This is a genomic window from Pseudomonas sp. LB3P93, from assembly GCF_054898025.1.
The window spans coordinates 5,443,884-5,463,755 of the sequence record NZ_CM142713.1 but is presented as its reverse complement, the minus strand read 5'-3'; the positions used below and the strand labels follow the sequence as shown (position 1 = coordinate 5,463,755).

Sequence of the window (19,872 nt, the reverse complement as noted above, 5' to 3'; positions counted from 1 at the left end):
GGCGCGCAGTGTAAGGCAGTGGGCCGAAGCTGTGTGAAAGGCCTGACGGACGCTTAGCGGCGGGTGTCCGTCGCCAGTCGTTGAGCCATGAAATGCAGCGCGGGAAACAGCAAGGCCCAGAGCAGCCCGATGCCCACCAGCGTGGGCACCTGACCGTAAGGAAACTGCACGTCTGCCAGTTTCCCTCCCGCGAAATACGACACCGGTCCACCCACCGCGCCCAGCAGGCTGCCGAGCCACCAAGGGTTCGCGGTCCATTGCAGGCAATGGCGCAAGGTCGTTGCCAGCAACGCCCACAACAGCATCAGCCACAGCGGAATCAATGGCGCGACCTCGGCGAAGTCGAACACCCCCAGCCAGCGCATCGAACTGTCGACGGTGGTGCCCAGCAGCACAACACTGAGGATCAGCCGGCCTTCATCGGCCCAGCGACTTATCCACAGCAGATGAATGACCAGCACCGCCAGCGGCACTAACAGCCACAAACTGTTGCCGCCCGCCACACAGGCAAACCAGCCGAGCTGAAACAGCGCGGCATTGGCCACGCGCTCAAGCATCAAAGCGACCCAGTAGCGGCGCCGGCATCGCCGACGGTTTGGCCAGCAGCATTTGCGCGGTGCCGATGGTGCGCTCCAGGAATCCCCCTTCGCAGTAGCACAGATAAAATTCCCACAACCGCAGGAAATAATCGTCGTAACCCAGTTCGCTCAAGCGCCCCTGGGCTCGGCGAAAATTCTCATGCCACAGACGCAAGGTTCGGGCGTAGTGCAGGCCGAAGTCCTCCATGTGCAGCAGGTTCATGTCGGTGTCGCGGCTGATGACTTCCAGCATCTTCTGCACACAGGGCAGGGCGCCGCCGGGGAAGATGTAACGCTGAATGAAATCGACACTGCCCTTGGCCTGTTCGTAGCGCTGTTCGCGGATGGTGATCGCCTGCAACAGCATCAAACCGTTGCTTTTGAGCAGCTGCGCGCATTGTTTGAAATAGACCGGCAGGAAGCGATGGCCGACGGCTTCGATCATCTCGATCGACACCAGTTTGTCGTACTGCCCGGTGAGGTCGCGGTAATCCTTGAGCAGCAGCGTGACCTGGTCTTGCAGGCCGAGGGCTTCGATGCGTTGTGCGGTAAAGGCGTACTGTTCTTTTGACAGCGTGGTGGTGGTGACCTTGCAGCCGTAATGCTGTGCCGCGTAAAGCGCCATGCTGCCCCAGCCGGTGCCGATTTCCAGCAAATGATCACTCGGTTTCAGCGCGAGCTTCTGGCAGATCCGTTCCAGCTTGTTCAACTGCGCCTGTTCCAGTGTGTCTTCGTCCGTCAGGAACTGCGCGGCGGAATACATCATGGTCGGGTCGAGAAACTGTTCGAACAAGTCGTTGCCCAGGTCGTAGTGGGCCGCGATGTTTTTCTGCGAGCCCTTGCGCGTATTGCGATTGAGCCAGTGCAGCCCTTGAACGAAGGGGCGGCCGAGTTTCGCCAGGCCACCCTCCAGCGCATCCAGCACCTCCAGGTTGCTGACGAACACGCGAACCACCGCGGTCAGGTCCGGTGAGCTCCAATAGCCGTGGATAAACGCTTCGCCAGCGCCGATCGACCCGTTACCCGCCACCAATCCCCAGGCAGCAGCGTCGAGGATATGGATCTCGCCGATCAGTTGGCTGCCAGCAGTACCGAAGACATGCCGTTCGCCGTTTTCGATGACCACCAATTGCCCATGTTTGAGTTGCGTCAGTTGCCGCAGCACGCCACGGCGCAGCAACGATCCGGTCAGGCCATGGGTGCTGAGCAGATTGACTTTGGCCGAAGCACTAGTGGATTTCATGACGGCGATCCTTGGGCGGAACCATGGCTTTTTGAAAGCTGCCATCGGCAGCCTGATGAGCGAATAGCGGTGCACGTTTGAGCAGCAAGCGCAGGGCCTGCCAATAGATCGCCAGGCAGGTTTTCGCCGTCATCCATGGAAAGCGCCGCAAGTAACGGTGCAGGCTGGCGCGATCCAGAGCTTCGCGTTCCAGGTTGAGCGTGGCGTCGAACAATTTCAGTTCGCCTTGCCAGTCCGCCATGTGCACGCCGAGCTTTTGCGCCGCAGGACTGAAACTCATGCGGTACTCCAGGTCTGGCGGTAAAAACGGCGATACGTAGAACGCCTTTGCCACGGCGAAGTGTTGATGGAAATCAGACAGATTCACCGGGGCCTTGGCGGGTAATACGTAGTAATAACGCTCGCGCCACGGGGTGTTAGTGACTTCGCAAAGAATCGCCGCCAGTTGTCCGTCAGCCTCATGGCAGTAGAAAAAACTCACCGGGTTGAACGACAGGCCCCAACTGCGGGCCTGGGTCAGCAGGCAGATCGAACCTTGCGGTGCATGGCCGATGGCCTGACTGACGAGTTGGCGCACCGCATCAATCAGGCGCGTGCCGTTGCCGGTATAGGCTTTGAGGTAATCGCTCTCGCGAAACGAAAACGGGGCGAAGCGACTGGCGCCTGAGAGCGGCGACAAACCGAGCACGGCGTCCTGTTCGTCGAGGTCCAGGTACAACAGGCCGATCCGGTAGCGGAATGCATGAGGCTTGGGGGCGAACCGTCGATGGGCGATCCAGCCGCTGTAAAGGGCGCTGTTCATAACACTTCGCCAAACGAGCGAGCGACGCGCAACGCGCTGACCACGCCGTCTTCATGGAAACCGTTGGCCCAATAGGCACCGCAATAGTAGGAATGTTGTGCGCCGTCCAGTTCTTCCCAACGGTTTTGTGCGGCGACGGCCGCCAGGCTGAATTGCGGATGGGCATATGTGTATTTGGCGAGCACTTTGCTCGGCTCAATGCCTGCACTTTGGTTGAGGCTGACGCAGAACGTGGTATCGCTCTGGATGCCTTGCAGGATGTTCATGTCGTAGGTGACGGCGGCTCGTGTGTGGCCCGGGCCACCGAGGCGATAATTCCAGCTGGCCCAAGCGAGTTTTCGGGTGGGCAGAAGGCGTGTGTCGGTGTGCAGCACCACTTCGTTGTCGGCGTAGGGCAGGGCGCTGAGGATTGAGTGTTCGGCATCGCTCGGCTTGGCGAGCAGCTTCAGGGCCTGATCGCTGTGGCAGGCAAACACCACTTTGTCGAATCGTTCGCTGCCGGCGGCGCTGTGGACAATGACGCCATCCGCATCGCGTTCGACCTGGGTCACTGGGCAGCTGAGACGGATCTTCTCTTTAAAGGTCGCCGTCAATGGCCCGATGTAAGCACTCGAGCCCCCTTCGATTACACGCCATTGCGGGCGATTGCTGACGGACAACAGGCCGTGATTCTTGAAAAACCTGACAAAGAACTGGAGCGGGAAGCTGAGCATGTCGGCCATGGACATTGACCAGATCGCCGACCCCATCGGGACGATGTAATGCAGGACGAAGCGCTCGCCGTAGCGGCCGTTTTTCAGGTACTCGTCCAGCGTGGTGTCGGCGTCGATCCGCCCCTCGACCAGGTCGCGCTGAGCCTCTTTATTGAAGCGCTGGATGTCGCGCAACATGCCCCAGAAACCTGACGACAACAGATTTCGACGTTGGGCGAACAGGCTGTTGAGGTTATTGCCGTTGTACTCCAGGCCCGAGTCCGGATCCGTCACTGAGAAACTCATTTCAGTCGGTTTGAACCCCACGCCGATCTGGCCCAGCAGGCGTATGAAATTCGGGTAGGTCCAGTCGTTGAACACAATGAAACCGGTGTCCACGGCATAGCGCTGGTCATCGACGGTCACGTCCACGGTGTGGGTGTGACCGCCGATCCAGTCGCTGACCTCGAACAGGGTGATCTCATGCCTGCGATTGAGCAGGTAGGCGCTGGTCAGCCCCGAGATCCCGCTGCCGATGATGGCGATGTTCATGGCACATCCCGGATCGGCGGACTGCTGCGCACCATGCGTTTGCCGATGGCCAGTTTCACGCAGTTGGGCATTTTCGACAGCGGCCAGAGAGCCGCCATGAACAGCCCTGGGAAGGCGATTTCCAGTGGACGGTTCTTGAGCTTGGCGAAGATGTGCCGGGCGGCTTTGGCCACTGGCCAACTGAGCGGCATCGGGAAATCGTTTTTTGCTGTCAGCGGTGTCTCGACAAAGCCCGGGCTGACCACCGTGACTTCGATGCCTTCCGGCGCAAGATCAATGCGCAGGGATTCAAACAGGTAACGCAACCCGGCCTTCGACGCGCCATAGGCTTCGGCCCTGGGTAGCGGCAGGTAGGTCACCGAACTGGCCACGCCCACCAGATGCGGCGCGGTGCCCTTGCGCAACAGGGGCAACGCGGCCTCGATGCAATAGGCGCTCGCGAGCAAATTGGTGCGCACCACGTGCTCGACGATCGACGAGTCGAACTGCTTGACGTCGACGTATTCGCAGGTGCCGGCGTTGAGGATGACCGTGTCCAGAGAGCCCCAGGCATAAGCAATTTGTTCACCGATTTCGCGCACTGTCTGACTGTCGGTGAGATCGCCCGGCACGACCAGCACTTGCCCGGGATAACGCAGGGACAAGACTTTCAGTGCCGCTGTGGAGCGCGAACTCACGGCCAGATGTGCGCCGGTTTTCAGTATTTCTTCGGCCAGCGAAGCGCCAATGCCGCTACTGGCGCCCGTCAACCAGTATCGACGTGGAGGTGTAAGGCTCATCCCATTCTCCTTTTCAACCAGGCAATCGCCCGGCCCAATACGGGTAAATGTTCGTAAAGCAGTGCCCCGGCATCGAAGTAATCCCGGTGGCAATAAACCTTGTCGCGCCAGCGCAGGTGCGAGCACCCGTCAACGCGAATCAACTGGCCACCGCTCAGGCGCGGATGGCGGTAACTCATGACCCAGCGCAGATACCCTTCGCCTTCGCCGGTCTGGTCGAAGCCATGAAAATCGAAGCGCAGTTCACTGACGTTGGCGTAGAGCTCGGCGAAGTAATTGCGCAACTGTCCGAGTCCTTGCACTTCGTGCAGCGGATCGGTGAATCGCACGTCTTCGGTGTAGAGCTCACCGAGGCGTTGCAAATTGTCTTTGTCCAGCTGCGCGAACTGCCGGGCAAAATGCCGCAGGAAATCACTCATAAGCACCTCCTGCGCTCTGTCGCGAGGGCAGGTCCTTGAACGCAGCCAGGGCACGTGCGCGACTGGTACTCAGGTTGACGATTGGCGATGGATAATCCGCAACCCCGAACAAGCCGCCGAGGTTCGCCGGGTTGTGCACTTCTTTCTTGTTCAGCCCGGCCAGTTCCGGCAGCCAGTGCTTGATGAACACGCCTTCGGCGTCGAATTTTTCCGACTGGCTCAACGGGTTGAAAATGCGGAAATAAGGAGCCGAATCAGTGCCCGTGGAAGCGCTCCACTGCCAGCCGCCGTTGTTCGCCGCCAGGTCACCGTCGATCAAGTGGCGCATGAAAAAGCGTTCGCCTTCGCGCCAGTCGATCAGCAGGTTCTTGGTCAGGAACATCGCCACCACCATGCGCAAGCGGTTATGCATCCAGCCGGTTTCGAGCAGTTGGCGCATGGCCGCGTCGATGATCGGCAGGCCGGTACGGGCTTGCTGCCAGGCCAACAGTTCTTCCGGGGCGTCGCGCCAGGCCAGCGCTTCGGTTTCCGGGCGGAAGGCGCGATGACGCGAGACCCGTGGGTAGCCCACCAGAACGTGTTTATAGAACTCGCGCCACAGCAGCTCGTTGATCCAGGTGACCGCGCCCACCTTGCCGCTTTCGAACTCGCCTTGATTACTTTGCAGGGCCGCGTGCAAACACTGGCGTGGGGAGATCACCCCGGCGGCGAGATAGGCGGAGAGCTGGCTGGTGCCGGGTTTGGCCGGGAAGTCGCGCTCGTTTTTGTAGTAGTCGATTTGTGCGTCGGCGAAGGTGTCGAGGCGGCGCCGAGCTTCGGCTTCACCGGCCGGCCAGAGCTTGCGCAAGCTGTCGCTCGGCATTTCGAAACCTTCAATGCTCGACGGGATGTCGTCGCTGCTGATGTTCAAAGGATCCTGGACGGCCGGTGCAGCAACCCGTCCCGGAAGAGAGCGGTGCAGGCGTTCGTAACAGACTTTGCGGAACTGGCTGAAGACCTGAAAGTAAGTGCCGGTCCTGGTCAGCACGGTGCCCGGTTTGAACAGCAGTTGATCGAGGTAGCTAAAGAAATCGATGCCGTTGCCCTTCAGTGTTTCGGCTACCGCCGTATCACGACGGCTTTCATGAATGCCGTACTCCTCGTTGACGTGCACTGCTTCAATGTTCAATTGCTGACAAAGATCGAGCACAACGTTCGGCGCTTCATCCCAGCGAGAGGCCTGGCGGATCAGCAGGGGGATGTTCAGTTCGCCCAGCGCGCGGCTCAGTTCACCCAGATTGCGCAGCCAGAAATCCACTTTGCACGGCGCGTCATCGTGTTCCAGCCATTGCTCCGGGCTCAACAGGTAGACCGCCACCGTCGGGCCGCGCGCTGCGGCAGCCGAGAGGGCGGTATTGTCGTGTTGGCGCAAGTCACTGCGCAGCCAGATCAGTTGCATGGTGGTGTCCGTACGTTTCATTAAATAAGCCCACGCTCGACCAGTTCCTGATGTGCCGAAAGCGGGTCTTCAGCCAGGAACAAATCAGCAATCTCGGAAGTTCTTACGGACAGTTCGGCGTGGTGGATGCATACCGTTGGTCCGGCAATTATTTTTGGGCAACTGACGCCATTCAAAAGTTTCGGCAGCTGCGAAAGATTCATGGCTTTGCTGGAATAAAGCAGTACGCCGCGGGCTTGCAGGTGATCGACCGCCAGCGCGAGTTCGCCCGCCGGCAGCGGCCAGTCGAAAACTTCCACCGGGCAATCGGCGCTGCTGATCAGCCACGCGGTCAGCCACAGGTGAGGTTCCAGTGGCAGGTCCGAGTGATTGATCAACAACAACGGCGCGGTGCGTAACTGACGGTTGTTATGGTAGATGCGTGCGCCGAATTTGCTGCGCAGCCAGGAGTAGAAAAACACCCGCTCCATCTGCGCGCCGAACTGGCCTTGCCAGCGTTGTTCCAGTTCCGCCAGCAACGGCATCAGCAGTTGTTCGCACAAGGTGCGTGGCGGATACAGCGCCATGGCTTGATTGACGGTGTCATCCAGCGTGCGTTCATTGAGTTGGGTCACCGCTTGCAGCAACGTCTGGCCCAGCACCTGCCAATCGTTTGAGAGGGTTTCGGTAAAGGCCTGAGGCGTGTCGAGCAGTTGCTTGACCTGGCTGACGGCCACGCCGCGATTGAGCCAGGTGAGGATCGTCAAGATTCGTTGCACATGCTCGGCAGAGAACAGGCGATGCCCCTTGGGCGTGCGCTGAGGCACGATCAGCCCATAACGTCGCTCCCAGGCACGCAGGGTCACGGCGTTCACGCCGGTCTGCCGCGCCACTTCGCGGATCGGCAGCCAGCCTTCGTCCAGGGCTTTCTTGAAGTCATCGCCGAGGTCTTCCTGGGCGCTGGTGTCGATTGGGATTTTCATTAGATTGCGTTTCGCAGGCTGAGGTTTTCCGGGTGCGGCTGAAGGTAAACCTGCTGCGCAATATACGGATCCGGGTGTTGACGGAAGTAATGTTTGAGCAGCGTCATTGGCACGACCAGCGGCACGATGCCGTGTCGGTACTGGCCGATGACGTGCTGCACTTCCTGTTTGTCTTCAGGGCTGATGACCTGTTTGAGGTAACCACTGATGTGTTGCAGCACATTGGTGTGAGTGCGGCGCGTGGCACATTTTTTCAATGCCACCATCAGCTCACTGAAATAGCGCGGGCCGAGTTCGCCTGGATCGGTCTGGCCCATGTTGCCCAGCAGGTTGCCCAGGGTTTTGTATTGCACCGGGTTGTGGGCCATCAGCAGGTATTTATAGCGCGAGTGGAAGTCCGTGAGGCCGCGTCGGGTCAGGCCTTCTTGCAGCAACTGCTGCCAAGCGCTGTAGGCGAACACGCGGGTGAGGAAATTTTCGCACAGCACCGGGTCGTTGAGACGGCCAGCTTCTTCCACCGGCAAGTCCGGGTGCAAGGCGCAGAACGCCTGGGCGTAGATGCCGCGTCCACCACCGTCCACCGGCGCGCCGTTGGCGTGGTAGACCTTGACCCGGTCGAGGCCGCAGGAAGGGGATTTCTGCATGAAGATGTAGCCGCAGATATCGCCCAGTTCCGCGGCCATTTTCTGACCGTACTCGGCGAGCGGCCGGGTGACGTTGATCTCAGGGTTGACGGTGCCGACCGCCTCGGGGTGTTCGGGGTCGCCGATCAGGCGGATCGGTTCGCGAGGAATACCCAGGCCAATGGCGACTTCCGGGCACACCGGGACGAAGTCGAAATAGTCAGTGAAGGTTCGACTGCACAGCCGTGATTCCTTGTGCCCGCCGTTGTAACGCACCTCGGCCCCCATCAAGCAGGCGCTGATGGCGATTTTCGGACGGGTCGTTGGCTGTTCGCGCATCGGAGCACCTCGAATCTAAACCTGTACAGAGTGATAATTCTGTACAACATGTTCTTCATCATAGATTCAAAGGTGTACAAGTCAAATTATTTGTATAAGTTTTCGAGAGGGAATCCATTCCCTTGTGGGAGCGACTTATTTCCAGCCCAACACCCAAGCGTCGCTATCTTTCAGAATCTGCCAGGCGAAACGCTGATTGCGTTGGGTCAGCACCGCCTGCAACTCGACGTCCAGCACCGTGCCTTCCTCATCGCGGAACAACTCGGTCACCAGGAAATGTTTTTCGCGGTTTTGCGGATGGGCTGCTGTCCATTTCGACAGCAGCAATTTACTCGGCGTAATGCGATTCACTGCAAGTGCTCATGCAAGCGGCGCGCAGCTTCCTGGCCGCTGAGCCAGGCGCCTTCGACACGCCCGGTCAAGCACCAGTCGCCACACACATAGAGGCCCAGGTCGGCATCGGCCAAGGCACCCCATTCGTGACTGTTGGCAGGGCGCGCATAAAGCCAGCGGTGTGCGAGGCTGAAGGTCGGGGCGGGCATGGCGCTGTGCAACAGCTCGGCAAACGCACCGTGCAATTGCTCGATCACTGCTTCCTTGGGCAGGTCGATATGCTGCCGGCTCCAGGCACTGGTCGCATGCAGCACCCAGGTGTCGAGGGTGTTGTCGCGCCCGGGTTTGCTGCGGTTGCGCGCGAGCCAGTCGAGCGGGCTGTCCTGCACGAAGCAACCTTCCATGGGGGTGTCCAGCGGTATATCGAATGCCAGCGCTACGGCCCAGGTCGGCTCCATTTTTACCCCGGCGGCGGCTCCGGCGAGTTTCGGCGCGGAGGCCAGAAGTGCAGTGGCTTGAGGCGCTGGCGTGGCGATCACCACGTGGCTGAACGGACCGTGGGTGAAGCCTTCGGCGTCTTGCAGGTGCCAGTGTTCTTCACCGCGATACACCTCGGTAATCCGGCAGGCGAAATGCACTTCCAGATCGCCGAGCAGTCCTCGAGTGATGGCGCTCATGCGTGGCGTACCGACCCAGCGCGTCTGTTCGTCCGGCGACAGGTTGAGCTGGCCGCCATGGAAGGTGTAGAGCTGCGGCGTCCATTCGGCGACCCAGCCGTTGGATTGCCAGCGCTGGACTTCGGTGACAAAACGACGGTCGCGGGCAGTGAAATACTGGGCGCCCATGTCCAGGGCACCCGCATCGCTGCGCTTGCTCGACATGCGTCCGCCACTGCCGCGACTTTTATCGAAAAGTTGAACGATGTGCCCTACGTCTGTCAGGGCCTGGGCGGCTGAGAGCCCGGCGATGCCGGTGCCGATGATTGCGATAGGTACAGTCATAGGGGCCTCGTTTACCTTTCTGTACAGACTACGCCGTGGATTAAACCTGTACAATATTGTTTTTCGGTATAACTTTTAGCGTTCTCGATCTGACAGCTTGGCCTATTGTTAAACACAGACACTGCCCGATATCAAAGATCCCTGCTTATAAAAATAGACTAGTGAACAGGGTAAAACGCCACGCGAGGAAGAAGTCATGCACATATTGCTGACCGGCGGTACTGGTTTGATAGGACGTCAACTCTGCCGGCACTGGTTGAGCCAGGGACATCGACTGACAGTCTTGAGTCGCACGCCGGAAAAAGTCGCAAAAATCTGCGGTGCCCAAGTTCGCGGCATCGCATCGCTCGAAGACCTCGGGCAAGAACCGGTGGACGCAATTATCAACCTGGCGGGCGCGCCCATTGCTGACCGACCATGGACCTCCAGGCGTAAAGCCTTGCTCTGGAGCAGTCGCATCACCCTGACCGAAACCTTGTTGGCCTGGCTCGAAACCCGTGAGCAGAAACCGCAGGTACTGATCTCGGGATCCGCCATTGGCTGGTACGGCGACAGTGGCGAGCGGGAGCTGACTGAAGCGTCTCCACCCGTCATCGATGATTTCGCCAGTCAGTTGTGCATCGCCTGGGAAGAAACCGCCCAGCGCGCCGAGGCCTTGGGCGTTCGGGTGATTCTGATTCGAACCGGGTTGGTGTTGTCCGCCGAGGGCGGCTTTTTGTCGCGGTTGTTGCTGCCGTTCAAGTTGGGGCTGGGTGGGCCTCTGGGCAGTGGTCGGCAGTGGATGCCATGGATTCATATCAACGATCAAATCGCCCTGATTGATTTTCTTCTGCATCGCAACGACGCCAGCGGTCCTTATAATGCCTGCGCGCCGAAACCGGTGCGCAACAGCGAGTTCGCCAAAACGTTGGGAAGCGTGCTGCACCGTCCGGCGTTCATGCCGATGCCGGCCCTGGCCCTGAAAGTGTGCCTGGGCGAGTTGTCACTGCTGTTGCTGGGCGGCCAGAAGGCCGTACCGGCGCGGTTGCTGGAAGCGGGTTTCACTTTCCAGTTCACTGATTTGCGCGCGGCCCTGGACGATCTGTCCAGCCGCCTTTGAAATAGGACGTTGCATGACCGATCACGCATTGCTTCTGGTTAACCTGGGTTCACCTGCTTCCACCTCGGTGGCGGATGTGCGCAGCTACCTCAATCAATTTCTGATGGATCCGTACGTGATCGATCTGCCATGGCCAGTGCGACGCTTGCTGGTGTCGCTGATTCTGATCAAGCGTCCGGAGCAGTCGGCCCACGCCTACGCCTCGATCTGGTGGAAGGAGGGCTCGCCGTTGGTGGTGCTCAGCCGTCGCCTGCAACAGGCCATGACCGCCCAGTGGACCCACGGTCCGGTAGAGCTGGCTATGCGTTACGGCGAACCGTCGATTGAGACGAAACTGGTTCAGCTGGCGGCCCAGGGCCACAAAAGAGTCACCCTCGCGCCGCTTTATCCACAGTTCGCCGACAGCACCGTGACCACCGTGGTCGAAGAAGCCAAGCGGGTGTTGCGCGAGAAGAATCTCAATGTGCAGCTTTCGATTCTCCAGCCGTTCTACGATCAGCCGGAATACCTCGATGCCTTGGTAGCCAGTGCCAAGCCGCATTTGCAGCAGGATTACGATCACTTGCTGCTGAGCTTCCATGGGTTGCCGGAGCGCCACCTCACCAAGCTCGATCCCACGGGGAAGCATTGCTTCAAGAATGAGGATTGCTGCAAGAACGCTTCACCAGAGGTCTTGGCCACCTGCTATCGCGCGCAATGCCTGCGCACGGCGTCGGAGTTCGCCAAGCGCATGGGGCTGGCGAATGGTACGTGGTCGGTGTCATTCCAGTCGCGTCTGGGTCGTGCGAAATGGATTGAACCCTATACCGAGGCGCGCCTCGATGAATTGGCCGGAATGGGCGTGAAGAAAGTCCTGGTCATGTGCCCGGCGTTTGTTGCCGATTGCATCGAGACGCTGGAAGAGATCGGTGATCGCGGGAAGGAACTGTTCCGCGAGGCGGGAGGAGAGGAGCTGGTGCTGGTGCCGTGCCTCAACGATGATCCGCAGTGGGCGCGGGCGTTGAATACTCTATGTGAACGAGCACCGTTGGCCCTCTGATGATCGTTCCCACGCTCTGCGTGGGAATGCCTCTAGGGACGCTCCGCGTCCAGTGACGCGGAGCGTCACGGGCTGCATTCCCACGCAGAGCGTGGGAACGATCATCGAGTCGTCTGTTACAACAACGGCTCATCCGCCTTCTTGTGCTTCCAGCTGTCATTGCCCGGCAGCAGCAGATTCAGCCCGATTGCCACCACCGCGCACAGCGCGATGCCTTTTAGGCCGAAGTCGTCCGGGCCAGTCCCGGTGCCGACCAGCACACCGCCAATCCCGAACACCAGCGTCACCGACACAATCACCAGATTGCGCGCCTCGCCCAGGTCGATCTTGTGGCGAATCAGCGTGTTCATCCCCACCGCAGCAATCGAACCAAACAACAGGCACAGAATCCCGCCCATCACTGGCACAGGAATGCTTTGCAGCAGCGCGCCGAACTTGCCGACGAACGCCAGGCTGATGGCGAAAATCGCCGCCCAGGTCATGATTTTCGGGTTGTAGTTCTTGGTCAGCATCACCGCGCCCGTCACTTCGGCGTACGTGGTGTTGGGCGGACCGCCGAACAGGCCCGCCGCGGTGGTGGCAATGCCATCGCCGAGCAGGGTCCGGTGCAGGCCGGGTTTCTTCAGGTAATCGCGGCCGGTCACGCTGCCGACGGCGATCACGCCGCCGATATGCTCGATGGCCGGCGCCAGGGCCACCGGAACGATGAACAGAATCGCCTGCCAGTTGAATTCCGGCGCGGTGAAGTGCGGAATCGCGAACCAAGGTGCCGCGGCAATCTTCGCGGTATCAACCACGCCGAAATAGAAGGCCATGGCAAAACCGACCAGCACGCCGGAAATGATCGGCACCAGGCGGAAGATGCCCTTACCGAACACCGCGACGATCAGGGTGGTGAGCAGCGCCGGCATCGAGATCAGCATGGCGGTCTGGTAGTGAATCAGCTCGGTGCCGTCGCCCGCCTTGCCCATCGCCATGTTGGCGGCAATCGGCGCCATGGCCAGGCCGATCGAAATGATCACCGGACCAATCACCACCGGTGGCAGCAGGCGGTCGATAAAACCGGTGCCTTTGATCTTCACGGCAAGGCCGAGGAAGGTGTAGACGAAACCCGCCGCCATCACGCCGCCCATGGTCGCCGCGAGGCCGAACTGGCCCTTGGCGAGAATGATCGGGGTGATGAAGGCGAAGCTCGACGCCAGGAATACCGGCACCTGACGCCCGGTGACGATCTGGAACAGAATCGTCCCCAGACCCGCGGTGAACAGCGCCACGTTCGGGTCGAGGCCGGTAATCAGCGGCATCAATACCAGAGCGCCGAAGGCCACGAACAGCATCTGTGCGCCAGACAGCACCGTGCGCCAGAGCGGATCGTTGAACTCTTGCTGCATGCTCAAGCGTCCTTCTGCTTGGTACCGAAGATCTTGTCACCGGCATCGCCCAGGCCTGGGATGATGTAACCGTGCTCGTTGAGTTTTTCGTCAATCGAGGCGGTGTAGATCATCACGTCCGGGTGAGCTTTCCCTACAGCAGCGATGCCTTCGGGCGCGGCCACCAGCACCATGGCGCGGATGTCGCGGCAACCGGCCTTTTTCAGCAGGTCGATGGTCGCGACCATGGAGCTGCCGGTGGCGAGCATCGGGTCGATGATCATCGCCAGGCGTTCGTCGATTTCCGGAACCAGTTTTTCCAGATAGGTGTGGGCCTGCAGGGTCTGTTCGTTGCGGGCAACGCCGACGGCGCTGACTTTGGCGCCCGGGATCAGGCTCAGCACACCTTCGAGCATGCCGATACCGGCGCGCAGGATCGGCACCACGGTGATTTTTTTGCCGGCGATTTTCTCCACCGACACCGTGCCGCACCAGCCTTCGATGTCGTAGGATTCCAGCGGCAGGTCTTTGGTGGCTTCATAGGTCAAAAGGGCACCGACTTCCTGAGCGAGCTCACGGAAATTCTTGGTGCTGATGTCGGCGCGGCGCATCAGGCCGAGTTTGTGACGGATCAGCGGATGGCGGATCTCGAGGATGGGCATGGGGAAAGGCTCCGGCGGCGGGCAAAAAAACCGGCCTAGATTAATCTATCCGAGGGTGTTGTCCTATAGACAATAGAGTACGTTAGTCCACAAACGCTTGATCTGGCCTCGCTTGATGCGTACCTTTGCCCGCTTTTCCGAATCCGTCCCTCCCCCCAAACCCCTTGGAGAGCGCCATGTCCGCTGATCTCGAGCATATCCGTCAAATCATGCGAGAGGCTGACTGCCTGTACACCGAAGCTGAAGTCGAGGCGGCCATCGCCCGCGTCGGTGCACACATCAACGAACAGATGGCTGACACTAACCCGGTGGTGTTCTGTGTGATGAACGGCGGGCTGATTTTCGCCGGCAAGCTGCTCACCCATCTGCAATTCCCGCTGGAAGCGTCCTACCTGCACGCCACCCGTTATCGCAACGAAACCAGCGGGGGCGACCTGTTCTGGAAAGCCAAGCCGGAAGTCTCGTTCATCGACCGTGACGTGCTGATCATCGACGACATCCTCGACGAAGGTCACACCCTGGGCGCGATCATCGACTTCTGCAAACACGCCGGTGCGCGTAAAGTGCACACCGCCGTGCTGATCGACAAGGACCACGACCGCAAGGCTCGCCCGGACCTGAAAGCCGATTTCGTCGGCCTGCCATGCATCGACCGTTACATCTTCGGTTACGGCATGGACTACAAAGGCTACTGGCGTAACGCAAACGGGATTTTTGCTGTTAAAGGAATGTAAGAACATGAGCGCGCCAAGCTTTCTTGATCAAACACTGTTCGCCGGGTTGGCCGAGAAAGCGGCGGCGAATCCTCGCGGGCGTCAGCATCACAACTTCCATCAGATGGAAGAGTCGTGCCATCGCATGGCGGTGGGCTTGCAGCCAAACACGTATATTCCGCCTCACCGACACTTGGGCGATAACAAGGCCGAAACCTTGTTGGTCCTCAAAGGCCGGCTCGGTTTGCTGATCTTCGATGAGTCCGGCGTGGTCGTGAAGAAACAAATCCTCGTGGCGGGTGGTGATTGTGTCGGCGTGGACCTGCCAACCGGTGTGTTCCATGGCCTGGTAGTCCTGGAAGCCGACAGCCTGATGTTCGAGTGCAAGGCCGGCCCTTATCGCCCGGTCGGCGAGGGTGAGCTGGCGCACTGGGCTCCGCGCGAAGGCGAGCCGGGTGTGGCCGAGTATCAGGCGTGGATGCGCGCGCAGTTTGATTGATCTTCAGTCCGCCACAGATTTCTGTAGCAGCTGGCGCAGCCTGCGTTCGGCTGCGCAGCAGACGCAGACCCTGAGCCTACGGTTTAACTGAAAAACCGCGTTGCCTGTTTTACGACTGCTGCGTCCGAACGCGGCCCGAGCCGGACGCAGGCTGCGCCAGCTGCTATGTATGGACTCGCCCCCACTGTCTACCCGCTTTTGAAAAACCGCCGCCCCGTTGCATCTATGTATTAGGCCTATTCGAGGAAGCCGTCTTCGGCTTCTGGCCAAAATTGGAAGAGCTCGTGGTATGCCGATTACAGTCAGGCCTCGAAGGCCAGTAGCAGCTAAGGCATCAATCCACGCCGGTCTTACCTGGGGTCAATGTTTTTCAGCAAAGGGTCGGACAGTTGGTACCTCGGTGGCAGAACTCTGTCGCTCAGTGGCTCATCGTCGCTTGCTGGCCATCACCCGCCTGGCGACGATAAGTCTGGTCATTCTGTAGAAGCACCCAGACGATTCGCAGGTTGCGGTTGGCCAACCTGATCGCAGCCTCCTTACGACCCAGCCGGCTCATCCAGCGCAACAAGCGGCGGTCATCGGGTTGCTGGGAATCAGGTCGTAGTTGTTGCAGTACCGCGTGGGCTCCCTGGATCATCAGGCTGCGTAAATAAACATCGCCTCGCTTGGTCATGTCCCCCAGCCGGACCGTCTGCCCGCTGCTGTGCTGGTCTGGCACCATGCCAAAGTACGCGGCAAACTTGCGGGCATTGGGAAATCGCTCAGGCTTGGTTTCCTTGGCCACCAGTGCCGTGGCAGTGACTGGGCCGATGCCGCGCACAGTCATCAGTCGCTTCGCCGTCATGTCGGCGTTGGCGGCCACTTCCAGGCGCCCCGTCAGCACGCTGATGCGTTCGCCCAAATGGCGCCACTCGGCCAACAGTTCGTCGATCAGTTCACGCAGCAGGCCCGGCACCGGCTGGGTGGCATCTTCCAGTACCCGCGGAATTTTCTGGCTGATCGCAACATCGCCCTGCGCCAAGGCCACGCCATGCTCGAGCAGCAGGCCGCGCATCTGATTGCTCACCGCCGTGCGTCGACGCACATAGCCTTGGCGGGCCCGATGCAACGCCTGCATTGCCAGCGCCGCAACGCTTTTGACCGGCACTGCGTAGATCTTTTCATCGCGACCAGCCCGCAGAATCGCCAGCGCATCGTTGCGATCATTTTTAGGCCCGCTACGATGTGTGGCCACCAAACGGGCTGGAAGAATCCGCGCCAGATTGCCTTGGTCTTGCAGCTGCCGGGCCCAGGCTTGAGCACCCGGACCGGTCTCCATCAGAACCACGACATGAGGCGGCAACTGGCGTAGAAACTCATAAAACGCCTCGCGCGACTTGATCCGCTGCTCGTAGTGCACCTGGCCGAGGACATCTTCCCCGGCGACCTGAAAGACCTGCTTGGCCAAATCGACCGCTACGGTTGTGCAGGCCGACAAATCGGAAGAAGACAGGGATTGATCAACCGAAGTATGCTTTTTCATGGACTCGCCCTCGCTGTCGTTGGCTGTTTAGACTGCCATCGTGGCGCATTGACGCCTCGACTTGGGCGAGTCCATCCAATTACAGTGCCCAACTTCGCCTTGGGAGCCCGTCATGAGCCTTTTGATCCGCAGCTGCGCCGCCCTGTTGCTGACCCTCAGCCTGCCTCTGGCGGCCGCCCCGGTGCCGATGCACGCGCAGTTCCTGCCGCCTGACGACCTGACCCTGCGTGACGCGGAGCCCGAGCAGCAACAGCTGTTGCAGGTCACCGAGTATTCGGTGGTGGTCGGCAGCCAGCGTCAGTCCAATCAACAGCCGATTCCGGTCACTTCACCTTTGCTGATCCGCCTCAAGGGTAAATCCTTGAACAAGGGCGCGACCATCAACCAGGTGCTGGTCAACTTCGATGGCGAAAGCAAAAGCCTGAAAAAGCCGATCTACGACGAAAAGAACAAGACACTGACGCTGTTTTACCCGATGGCGCAGTACCGGGTGGTGATCGACTTGCTGCGCAATGACACGGTGTATTGCCAGTTCCTCAGCTACGCCAACGGCCATGTCTGGGCCGATCTGCACACCGGGGCTGTTCGTCCGCGTTGAGCCTTGTGCCCGGGCAGGGGTAAACTGCCCGCCCCGTGAAATGTCTGCGAGCTGGAGACGGCAATGCGTAAAGATAAGAAACAAGTGATTGGTGACGAGATCGGCGATGAGCAGATCAAGTTGTTTCTCGATTTCGAGCCGGTCGACGCCACTTCGCCGTCCCTGCACAAACTGATCAAGGCCTACCGTGGCCTGCGCATCGATGACTTCGAGCGTTTTCTGACGTTCTTCGTCGAAGCCGGCCTGGACCTGGATGGCAAGGATGAGCACGGCAATGACTTCGTCGCCCTGATCAAGGATCAGCGCAATGCGGCCGAGTACATCGAGTTGATCGCCAAGGCTCGCGGTTAACCTCAGACACACCGTCATTTGTGGCGAGGGAGCTTGCTCCCGCTGGGCTGCGGAGCGGCCCCAAAATTCTGCGAACGGCGGAGATTTTGTGAGTGCTGCGCACTCAAGCGGGACGGTGCGGCGATCCGACAAGCTCCCTCGCCACAAAGATGATTTCAGTGCCCATAAAAAAACGCCCCGCTCTCACTGAGAACGGGGCGTTTTTTATGCAGCCGAATCAAGCGTAGCTTTCGGTCTCGTTACTGGCTTCAACCAGTTCCAGCGCGACGTTGTTGTGCGCATTGATCTTGCGATACAGCGCAGCGTCGGTTTCCAGAACCTTTTCCCGAGCCGGGAAGATTTCCGCCAGTTTGGCAGCCCACTCACCGGACGCCTTGTTCGGGAAGCATTTTTCGATCAGCTCAAGCATGATCGAAACGGTCACCGAAGCGCCCGGGGACGCGCCCAGCAGGGCGGCAAGGGAACCGTCCTTGGCCGCGACCAGCTCGGTACCGAACTGCAGAACGCCGCCCTTTTTCGGGTCTTTCTTGATGATCTGCACCCGTTGGCCAGCCACTTCCAGGCGCCAGTCTTCGGCTTTCGCTTCAGGGTAGAAACGACGCAGGGAATCGAGACGCTGTTCCATCGACTGCATCACTTCGCTGACCAGGTACTTGGTCAGGTCCATGTTGTTTTTTGCCACGGCCAGCATCGGGCCGATGTTGCCGGCGCGAACCGACATTGGCAGGTCCATGAAGGAGCCGTGCTTGAGGAACTTGGTGGTGAAACCGGCGTAAGGTCCGAACAGCAGAGATTTCTTGCCATCGACCACACGGGTGTCCAGGTGCGGCACCGACATCGGTGGCGAACCCACGGCTGCCTGGCTGTAGACCTTGGCCTGGTGATGCTTGACCACTTCCGGGTTGTCGCAACGCAGCCACTGGCCACTGATCGGGAAGCCGCCGAAGCCTTTGCTTTCTTCGATGCCCGACGCCTGCAACAGCGGCAGTGCCGCGCCGCCCGCGCCGAGGAAGACGAACCTGGCGTCGACTTCACGGGAGTTGCCGCTGTTGACGTCCTTGATGCTGACGGTCCAGCCGCTGCCGTTACGCTTGAGGCCGGTCACGCGCTTGCAGTACTTGACCTGGGCATCGGGTGCGCTGGTCAGGTGCTTGAGCAGTTGGTTGGTCAGGGCGCCGAAGTTGACGTCGGTGCCGTTCATCACGCGGGTGGCCGCGACGACTTCGTCGGCTGGACGGCCCGGCATCATCAACGGCATCCACTCGGCCATGGTGGCCTTGTCTTCGGTGTATTCCATGTCCGAGAACGCGTGGTGCTTACTCAGGGTCTTGAAGCGTTCCTTGAGGAAGGAAACACCATCATTGCCTTGCACGAAGCTCAGGTGCGGCACCGGGCTGATGAACGTCTTGCACGAGCCGAACGTGCCTTTTTTGGTCAGGTAGGACCAGAACTGCTTCGACACTTCAAACTGAGTGTTGATGTGCACGGCTTTCTTGATGTCGACGTTGCCGTCGGCGGCCTGCGGCGTGTAATTGAGTTCACACAGCCCGGCGTGACCGGTACCGGCGTTGTTCCACGGGTTCGAACTCTCCGCGGCACCGGAATCCATCAGCTCGACGACTTCCAGCTTGATCGCGGGGTCGAGTTCTTTGAGCAGTACGGCGAGGGTGGCACTCATGATGCCGGCCCCAACCAGTACTACGTCGACTGCTTCGTTATGCGCCATTTAACGCGTCTCCAAAATCTGCAGCACCAAATTGTCGGCATGGCTGCCAGGCGTTCAGGGGCGTGTCAGTGATGCCCCAGCTATCCATGGTCAGTGTTGCCATGTCCGAATCTTCGCAATTTTTCGCAACTTCGACGGACGCTACCGGCCGGGTCAATGAGGTCTATGAACTCATTTCAACGCGCGACTGGCAATTCGACTTATGGTCGAGACATCCGTTTGTGCAACCAAATCCGTAGCGGACAGGCTTCAGGCTCCGGTGTTCGAGGAGTACTCGGTCCTGTGTCGTTGGGCTGTTTCAGACGCTAATGGTGCATGTTCAGACGCAAAACTATTCATTTGCTCGCCACACTCTTGTGAAGTTGTGAAAACCCGTTTTTTTCACGCTCTTTTGAAGACGTGAACCTCAAAAAAGGGCTGTCCCAGCCTGGCACCGTGCCCGGATGGATTGCCGCCATGGGGTACATGACAGGCAAAACGGGCAAACAGCTCAGTGACCGAGCGTAATGACAGCTCTGCAGATTCGCGAAAA

General features: G+C 59.7%; 21 protein-coding genes. 6 read left to right on the top strand and 15 right to left on the bottom strand.

Annotated features, from left to right (window positions below; translation table 11 throughout):
• Positions 1-53: 53 nt before the first annotated feature.
• The 11 genes from ACYZT8_RS24895 to ACYZT8_RS24845 all read right to left on the bottom strand — a co-directional run bounded on the left by ACYZT8_RS24895 (position 54) and on the right by ACYZT8_RS24845 (position 9,761).
• A complete protein-coding gene (locus ACYZT8_RS24895) occupies positions 54-557 on the bottom strand; it encodes a DUF2878 domain-containing protein (protein WP_461976732.1) in 504 nt (167 codons plus the stop codon).
• A complete protein-coding gene (locus tag ACYZT8_RS24890; RefSeq protein ID WP_461976730.1) occupies positions 550-1,821 on the bottom strand; it encodes a class I SAM-dependent methyltransferase in 1,272 nt (423 codons plus the stop codon). The genes ACYZT8_RS24895 and ACYZT8_RS24890 overlap by 8 nt, the downstream gene beginning before the upstream one ends.
• Entirely contained in the window at positions 1,808-2,623 is an 816-nt protein-coding gene (locus ACYZT8_RS24885; RefSeq protein WP_461976728.1) for a DUF1365 domain-containing protein, read from the bottom strand. The genes ACYZT8_RS24890 and ACYZT8_RS24885 overlap by 14 nt, the downstream gene beginning before the upstream one ends.
• Positions 2,620-3,867 (bottom strand): NAD(P)/FAD-dependent oxidoreductase, encoded by a 1,248-nt coding sequence (locus tag ACYZT8_RS24880; RefSeq protein WP_461976726.1) that lies wholly within the window; start codon positions 3,865-3,867, stop codon positions 2,620-2,622. Before ACYZT8_RS24880 ends, ACYZT8_RS24885 begins: the two co-directional genes overlap by 4 nt.
• Positions 3,864-4,646 carry an SDR family NAD(P)-dependent oxidoreductase gene (locus ACYZT8_RS24875; protein WP_461976724.1) on the bottom strand — a complete coding sequence of 261 codons (783 nt, stop codon included), beginning with the start codon at positions 4,644-4,646 and terminating at the stop codon, positions 3,864-3,866. The genes ACYZT8_RS24880 and ACYZT8_RS24875 overlap by 4 nt, the downstream gene beginning before the upstream one ends.
• Entirely contained in the window at positions 4,643-5,065 is a 423-nt protein-coding gene (locus tag ACYZT8_RS24870) for a nuclear transport factor 2 family protein (protein WP_461955685.1), read from the bottom strand. The genes ACYZT8_RS24875 and ACYZT8_RS24870 overlap by 4 nt, the downstream gene beginning before the upstream one ends.
• Positions 5,058-6,503 (bottom strand): deoxyribodipyrimidine photo-lyase, encoded by a 1,446-nt coding sequence (gene phrB / locus ACYZT8_RS24865; protein ID WP_461982605.1) that lies wholly within the window; start codon positions 6,501-6,503, stop codon positions 5,058-5,060. The genes ACYZT8_RS24870 and phrB overlap by 8 nt, the downstream gene beginning before the upstream one ends.
• A 20-nt stretch (positions 6,504-6,523) precedes the next feature.
• Positions 6,524-7,465 carry a MerR family transcriptional regulator gene (locus ACYZT8_RS24860; protein WP_461976722.1) on the bottom strand — a complete coding sequence of 314 codons (942 nt, stop codon included), beginning with the start codon at positions 7,463-7,465 and terminating at the stop codon, positions 6,524-6,526.
• On the bottom strand, positions 7,465-8,427 hold the full coding sequence (locus ACYZT8_RS24855) for a YbgA family protein (protein ID WP_461976720.1): 963 nt from the start codon (positions 8,425-8,427) through the stop codon (positions 7,465-7,467). Before ACYZT8_RS24855 ends, ACYZT8_RS24860 begins: the two co-directional genes overlap by 1 nt.
• 135 nt (positions 8,428-8,562) lie before the next feature.
• A complete protein-coding gene (locus tag ACYZT8_RS24850) occupies positions 8,563-8,778 on the bottom strand; it encodes a TIGR02450 family Trp-rich protein (protein WP_461976718.1) in 216 nt (71 codons plus the stop codon).
• The gene (locus ACYZT8_RS24845; RefSeq protein ID WP_461976716.1) at positions 8,775-9,761 is read right to left on the bottom strand and encodes an NAD(P)/FAD-dependent oxidoreductase; all 987 of its coding nucleotides are present in this window, start codon (positions 9,759-9,761) and stop codon (positions 8,775-8,777) included. Before ACYZT8_RS24845 ends, ACYZT8_RS24850 begins: the two co-directional genes overlap by 4 nt.
• Positions 9,762-9,957: 196 nt before the next feature.
• Here ACYZT8_RS24845 and ACYZT8_RS24840 point away from each other — a divergent pair, with 196 nt between their 5' ends.
• Positions 9,958-10,860 carry a TIGR01777 family oxidoreductase gene (locus ACYZT8_RS24840; RefSeq protein ID WP_461976714.1) on the top strand — a complete coding sequence of 301 codons (903 nt, stop codon included), beginning with the start codon at positions 9,958-9,960 and terminating at the stop codon, positions 10,858-10,860.
• 13 nt (positions 10,861-10,873) lie between these two features.
• Entirely contained in the window at positions 10,874-11,899 is a 1,026-nt protein-coding gene (gene hemH / locus ACYZT8_RS24835) for a ferrochelatase (protein ID WP_461976712.1), read from the top strand.
• A gap of 116 nt (positions 11,900-12,015) precedes the next feature.
• Here hemH and ACYZT8_RS24830 read toward each other — a convergent pair whose 3' ends face one another.
• Positions 12,016-13,290, bottom strand: coding sequence for a uracil-xanthine permease family protein (locus ACYZT8_RS24830; protein ID WP_131059474.1), 1,275 nt, complete (start codon positions 13,288-13,290; stop codon positions 12,016-12,018).
• 2 nt (positions 13,291-13,292) lie between these two features.
• Positions 13,293-13,931, bottom strand: coding sequence for a uracil phosphoribosyltransferase (gene upp, locus ACYZT8_RS24825; RefSeq protein ID WP_461955678.1), 639 nt, complete (start codon positions 13,929-13,931; stop codon positions 13,293-13,295).
• A 176-nt stretch (positions 13,932-14,107) separates the two neighbouring features.
• Between upp and ACYZT8_RS24820 the strand changes: the two genes are divergently transcribed.
• Positions 14,108-14,665, top strand: a complete 558-nt coding sequence (locus ACYZT8_RS24820) for a hypoxanthine-guanine phosphoribosyltransferase (RefSeq protein ID WP_008025895.1) — start codon at positions 14,108-14,110, stop codon at positions 14,663-14,665.
• A 4-nt stretch (positions 14,666-14,669) separates the two neighbouring features.
• On the top strand, positions 14,670-15,143 hold the full coding sequence (locus tag ACYZT8_RS24815; protein ID WP_461976710.1) for a WbuC family cupin fold metalloprotein: 474 nt from the start codon (positions 14,670-14,672) through the stop codon (positions 15,141-15,143).
• A gap of 418 nt (positions 15,144-15,561) precedes the next feature.
• Here the strand turns inward: ACYZT8_RS24815 and ACYZT8_RS24810 are convergent, their stop codons facing one another.
• Positions 15,562-16,620 carry an IS110 family RNA-guided transposase gene (locus ACYZT8_RS24810; protein ID WP_461982392.1) on the bottom strand — a complete coding sequence of 353 codons (1,059 nt, stop codon included), beginning with the start codon at positions 16,618-16,620 and terminating at the stop codon, positions 15,562-15,564.
• Between the two features lie 157 nt (positions 16,621-16,777).
• On the opposite strand from ACYZT8_RS24810, the gene ACYZT8_RS24805 reads away from it, so the two are divergent.
• Positions 16,778-17,263 (top strand): hypothetical protein, encoded by a 486-nt coding sequence (locus tag ACYZT8_RS24805; RefSeq protein WP_461976708.1) that lies wholly within the window; start codon positions 16,778-16,780, stop codon positions 17,261-17,263.
• Positions 17,264-17,326: 63 nt separating this feature from the next.
• Positions 17,327-17,614 (top strand): PA4642 family protein, encoded by a 288-nt coding sequence (locus ACYZT8_RS24800; RefSeq protein ID WP_090180157.1) that lies wholly within the window; start codon positions 17,327-17,329, stop codon positions 17,612-17,614.
• A 217-nt stretch (positions 17,615-17,831) separates the two neighbouring features.
• Here ACYZT8_RS24800 and mqo read toward each other — a convergent pair whose 3' ends face one another.
• Entirely contained in the window at positions 17,832-19,340 is a 1,509-nt protein-coding gene (mqo, locus tag ACYZT8_RS24795) for a malate dehydrogenase (quinone) (RefSeq protein WP_461955675.1), read from the bottom strand.
• Positions 19,341-19,872: the final 532 nt, after the last annotated feature.

Coding starts and splice junctions, on each gene's coding strand:
- ACYZT8_RS24880 (WP_461976726.1), bottom strand. CDS start 3,867: ATGAACATCGCCATCATCGGCAGCGGGATCTCGGGGCTGACCAGCGCC.
- ACYZT8_RS24815 (WP_461976710.1), top strand. CDS start 14,670: ATGAGCGCGCCAAGCTTTCTTGATCAAACACTGTTCGCCGGGTTGGCC.
- ACYZT8_RS24860 (WP_461976722.1), bottom strand. CDS start 7,465: ATGAAAATCCCAATCGACACCAGCGCCCAGGAAGACCTCGGCGATGAC.
- ACYZT8_RS24885 (WP_461976728.1), bottom strand. CDS start 2,623: ATGAACAGCGCCCTTTACAGCGGCTGGATCGCCCATCGACGGTTCGCC.
- hemH (WP_461976712.1), top strand. CDS start 10,874: ATGACCGATCACGCATTGCTTCTGGTTAACCTGGGTTCACCTGCTTCC.
- ACYZT8_RS24890 (WP_461976730.1), bottom strand. CDS start 1,821: ATGAAATCCACTAGTGCTTCGGCCAAAGTCAATCTGCTCAGCACCCAT.
- ACYZT8_RS24840 (WP_461976714.1), top strand. CDS start 9,958: ATGCACATATTGCTGACCGGCGGTACTGGTTTGATAGGACGTCAACTC.
- upp (WP_461955678.1), bottom strand. CDS start 13,931: ATGCCCATCCTCGAGATCCGCCATCCGCTGATCCGTCACAAACTCGGC.
- phrB (WP_461982605.1), bottom strand. CDS start 6,503: ATGCAACTGATCTGGCTGCGCAGTGACTTGCGCCAACACGACAATACC.
- ACYZT8_RS24855 (WP_461976720.1), bottom strand. CDS start 8,427: ATGCGCGAACAGCCAACGACCCGTCCGAAAATCGCCATCAGCGCCTGC.
- ACYZT8_RS24870 (WP_461955685.1), bottom strand. CDS start 5,065: ATGAGTGATTTCCTGCGGCATTTTGCCCGGCAGTTCGCGCAGCTGGAC.
- ACYZT8_RS24830 (WP_131059474.1), bottom strand. CDS start 13,290: ATGCAGCAAGAGTTCAACGATCCGCTCTGGCGCACGGTGCTGTCTGGC.
- ACYZT8_RS24800 (WP_090180157.1), top strand. CDS start 17,327: ATGCGTAAAGATAAGAAACAAGTGATTGGTGACGAGATCGGCGATGAG.
- ACYZT8_RS24820 (WP_008025895.1), top strand. CDS start 14,108: ATGTCCGCTGATCTCGAGCATATCCGTCAAATCATGCGAGAGGCTGAC.
- ACYZT8_RS24845 (WP_461976716.1), bottom strand. CDS start 9,761: ATGACTGTACCTATCGCAATCATCGGCACCGGCATCGCCGGGCTCTCA.
- ACYZT8_RS24805 (WP_461976708.1), top strand. CDS start 16,778: ATGAGCCTTTTGATCCGCAGCTGCGCCGCCCTGTTGCTGACCCTCAGC.
- mqo (WP_461955675.1), bottom strand. CDS start 19,340: ATGGCGCATAACGAAGCAGTCGACGTAGTACTGGTTGGGGCCGGCATC.
- ACYZT8_RS24875 (WP_461976724.1), bottom strand. CDS start 4,646: ATGAGCCTTACACCTCCACGTCGATACTGGTTGACGGGCGCCAGTAGC.
- ACYZT8_RS24895 (WP_461976732.1), bottom strand. CDS start 557: ATGCTTGAGCGCGTGGCCAATGCCGCGCTGTTTCAGCTCGGCTGGTTT.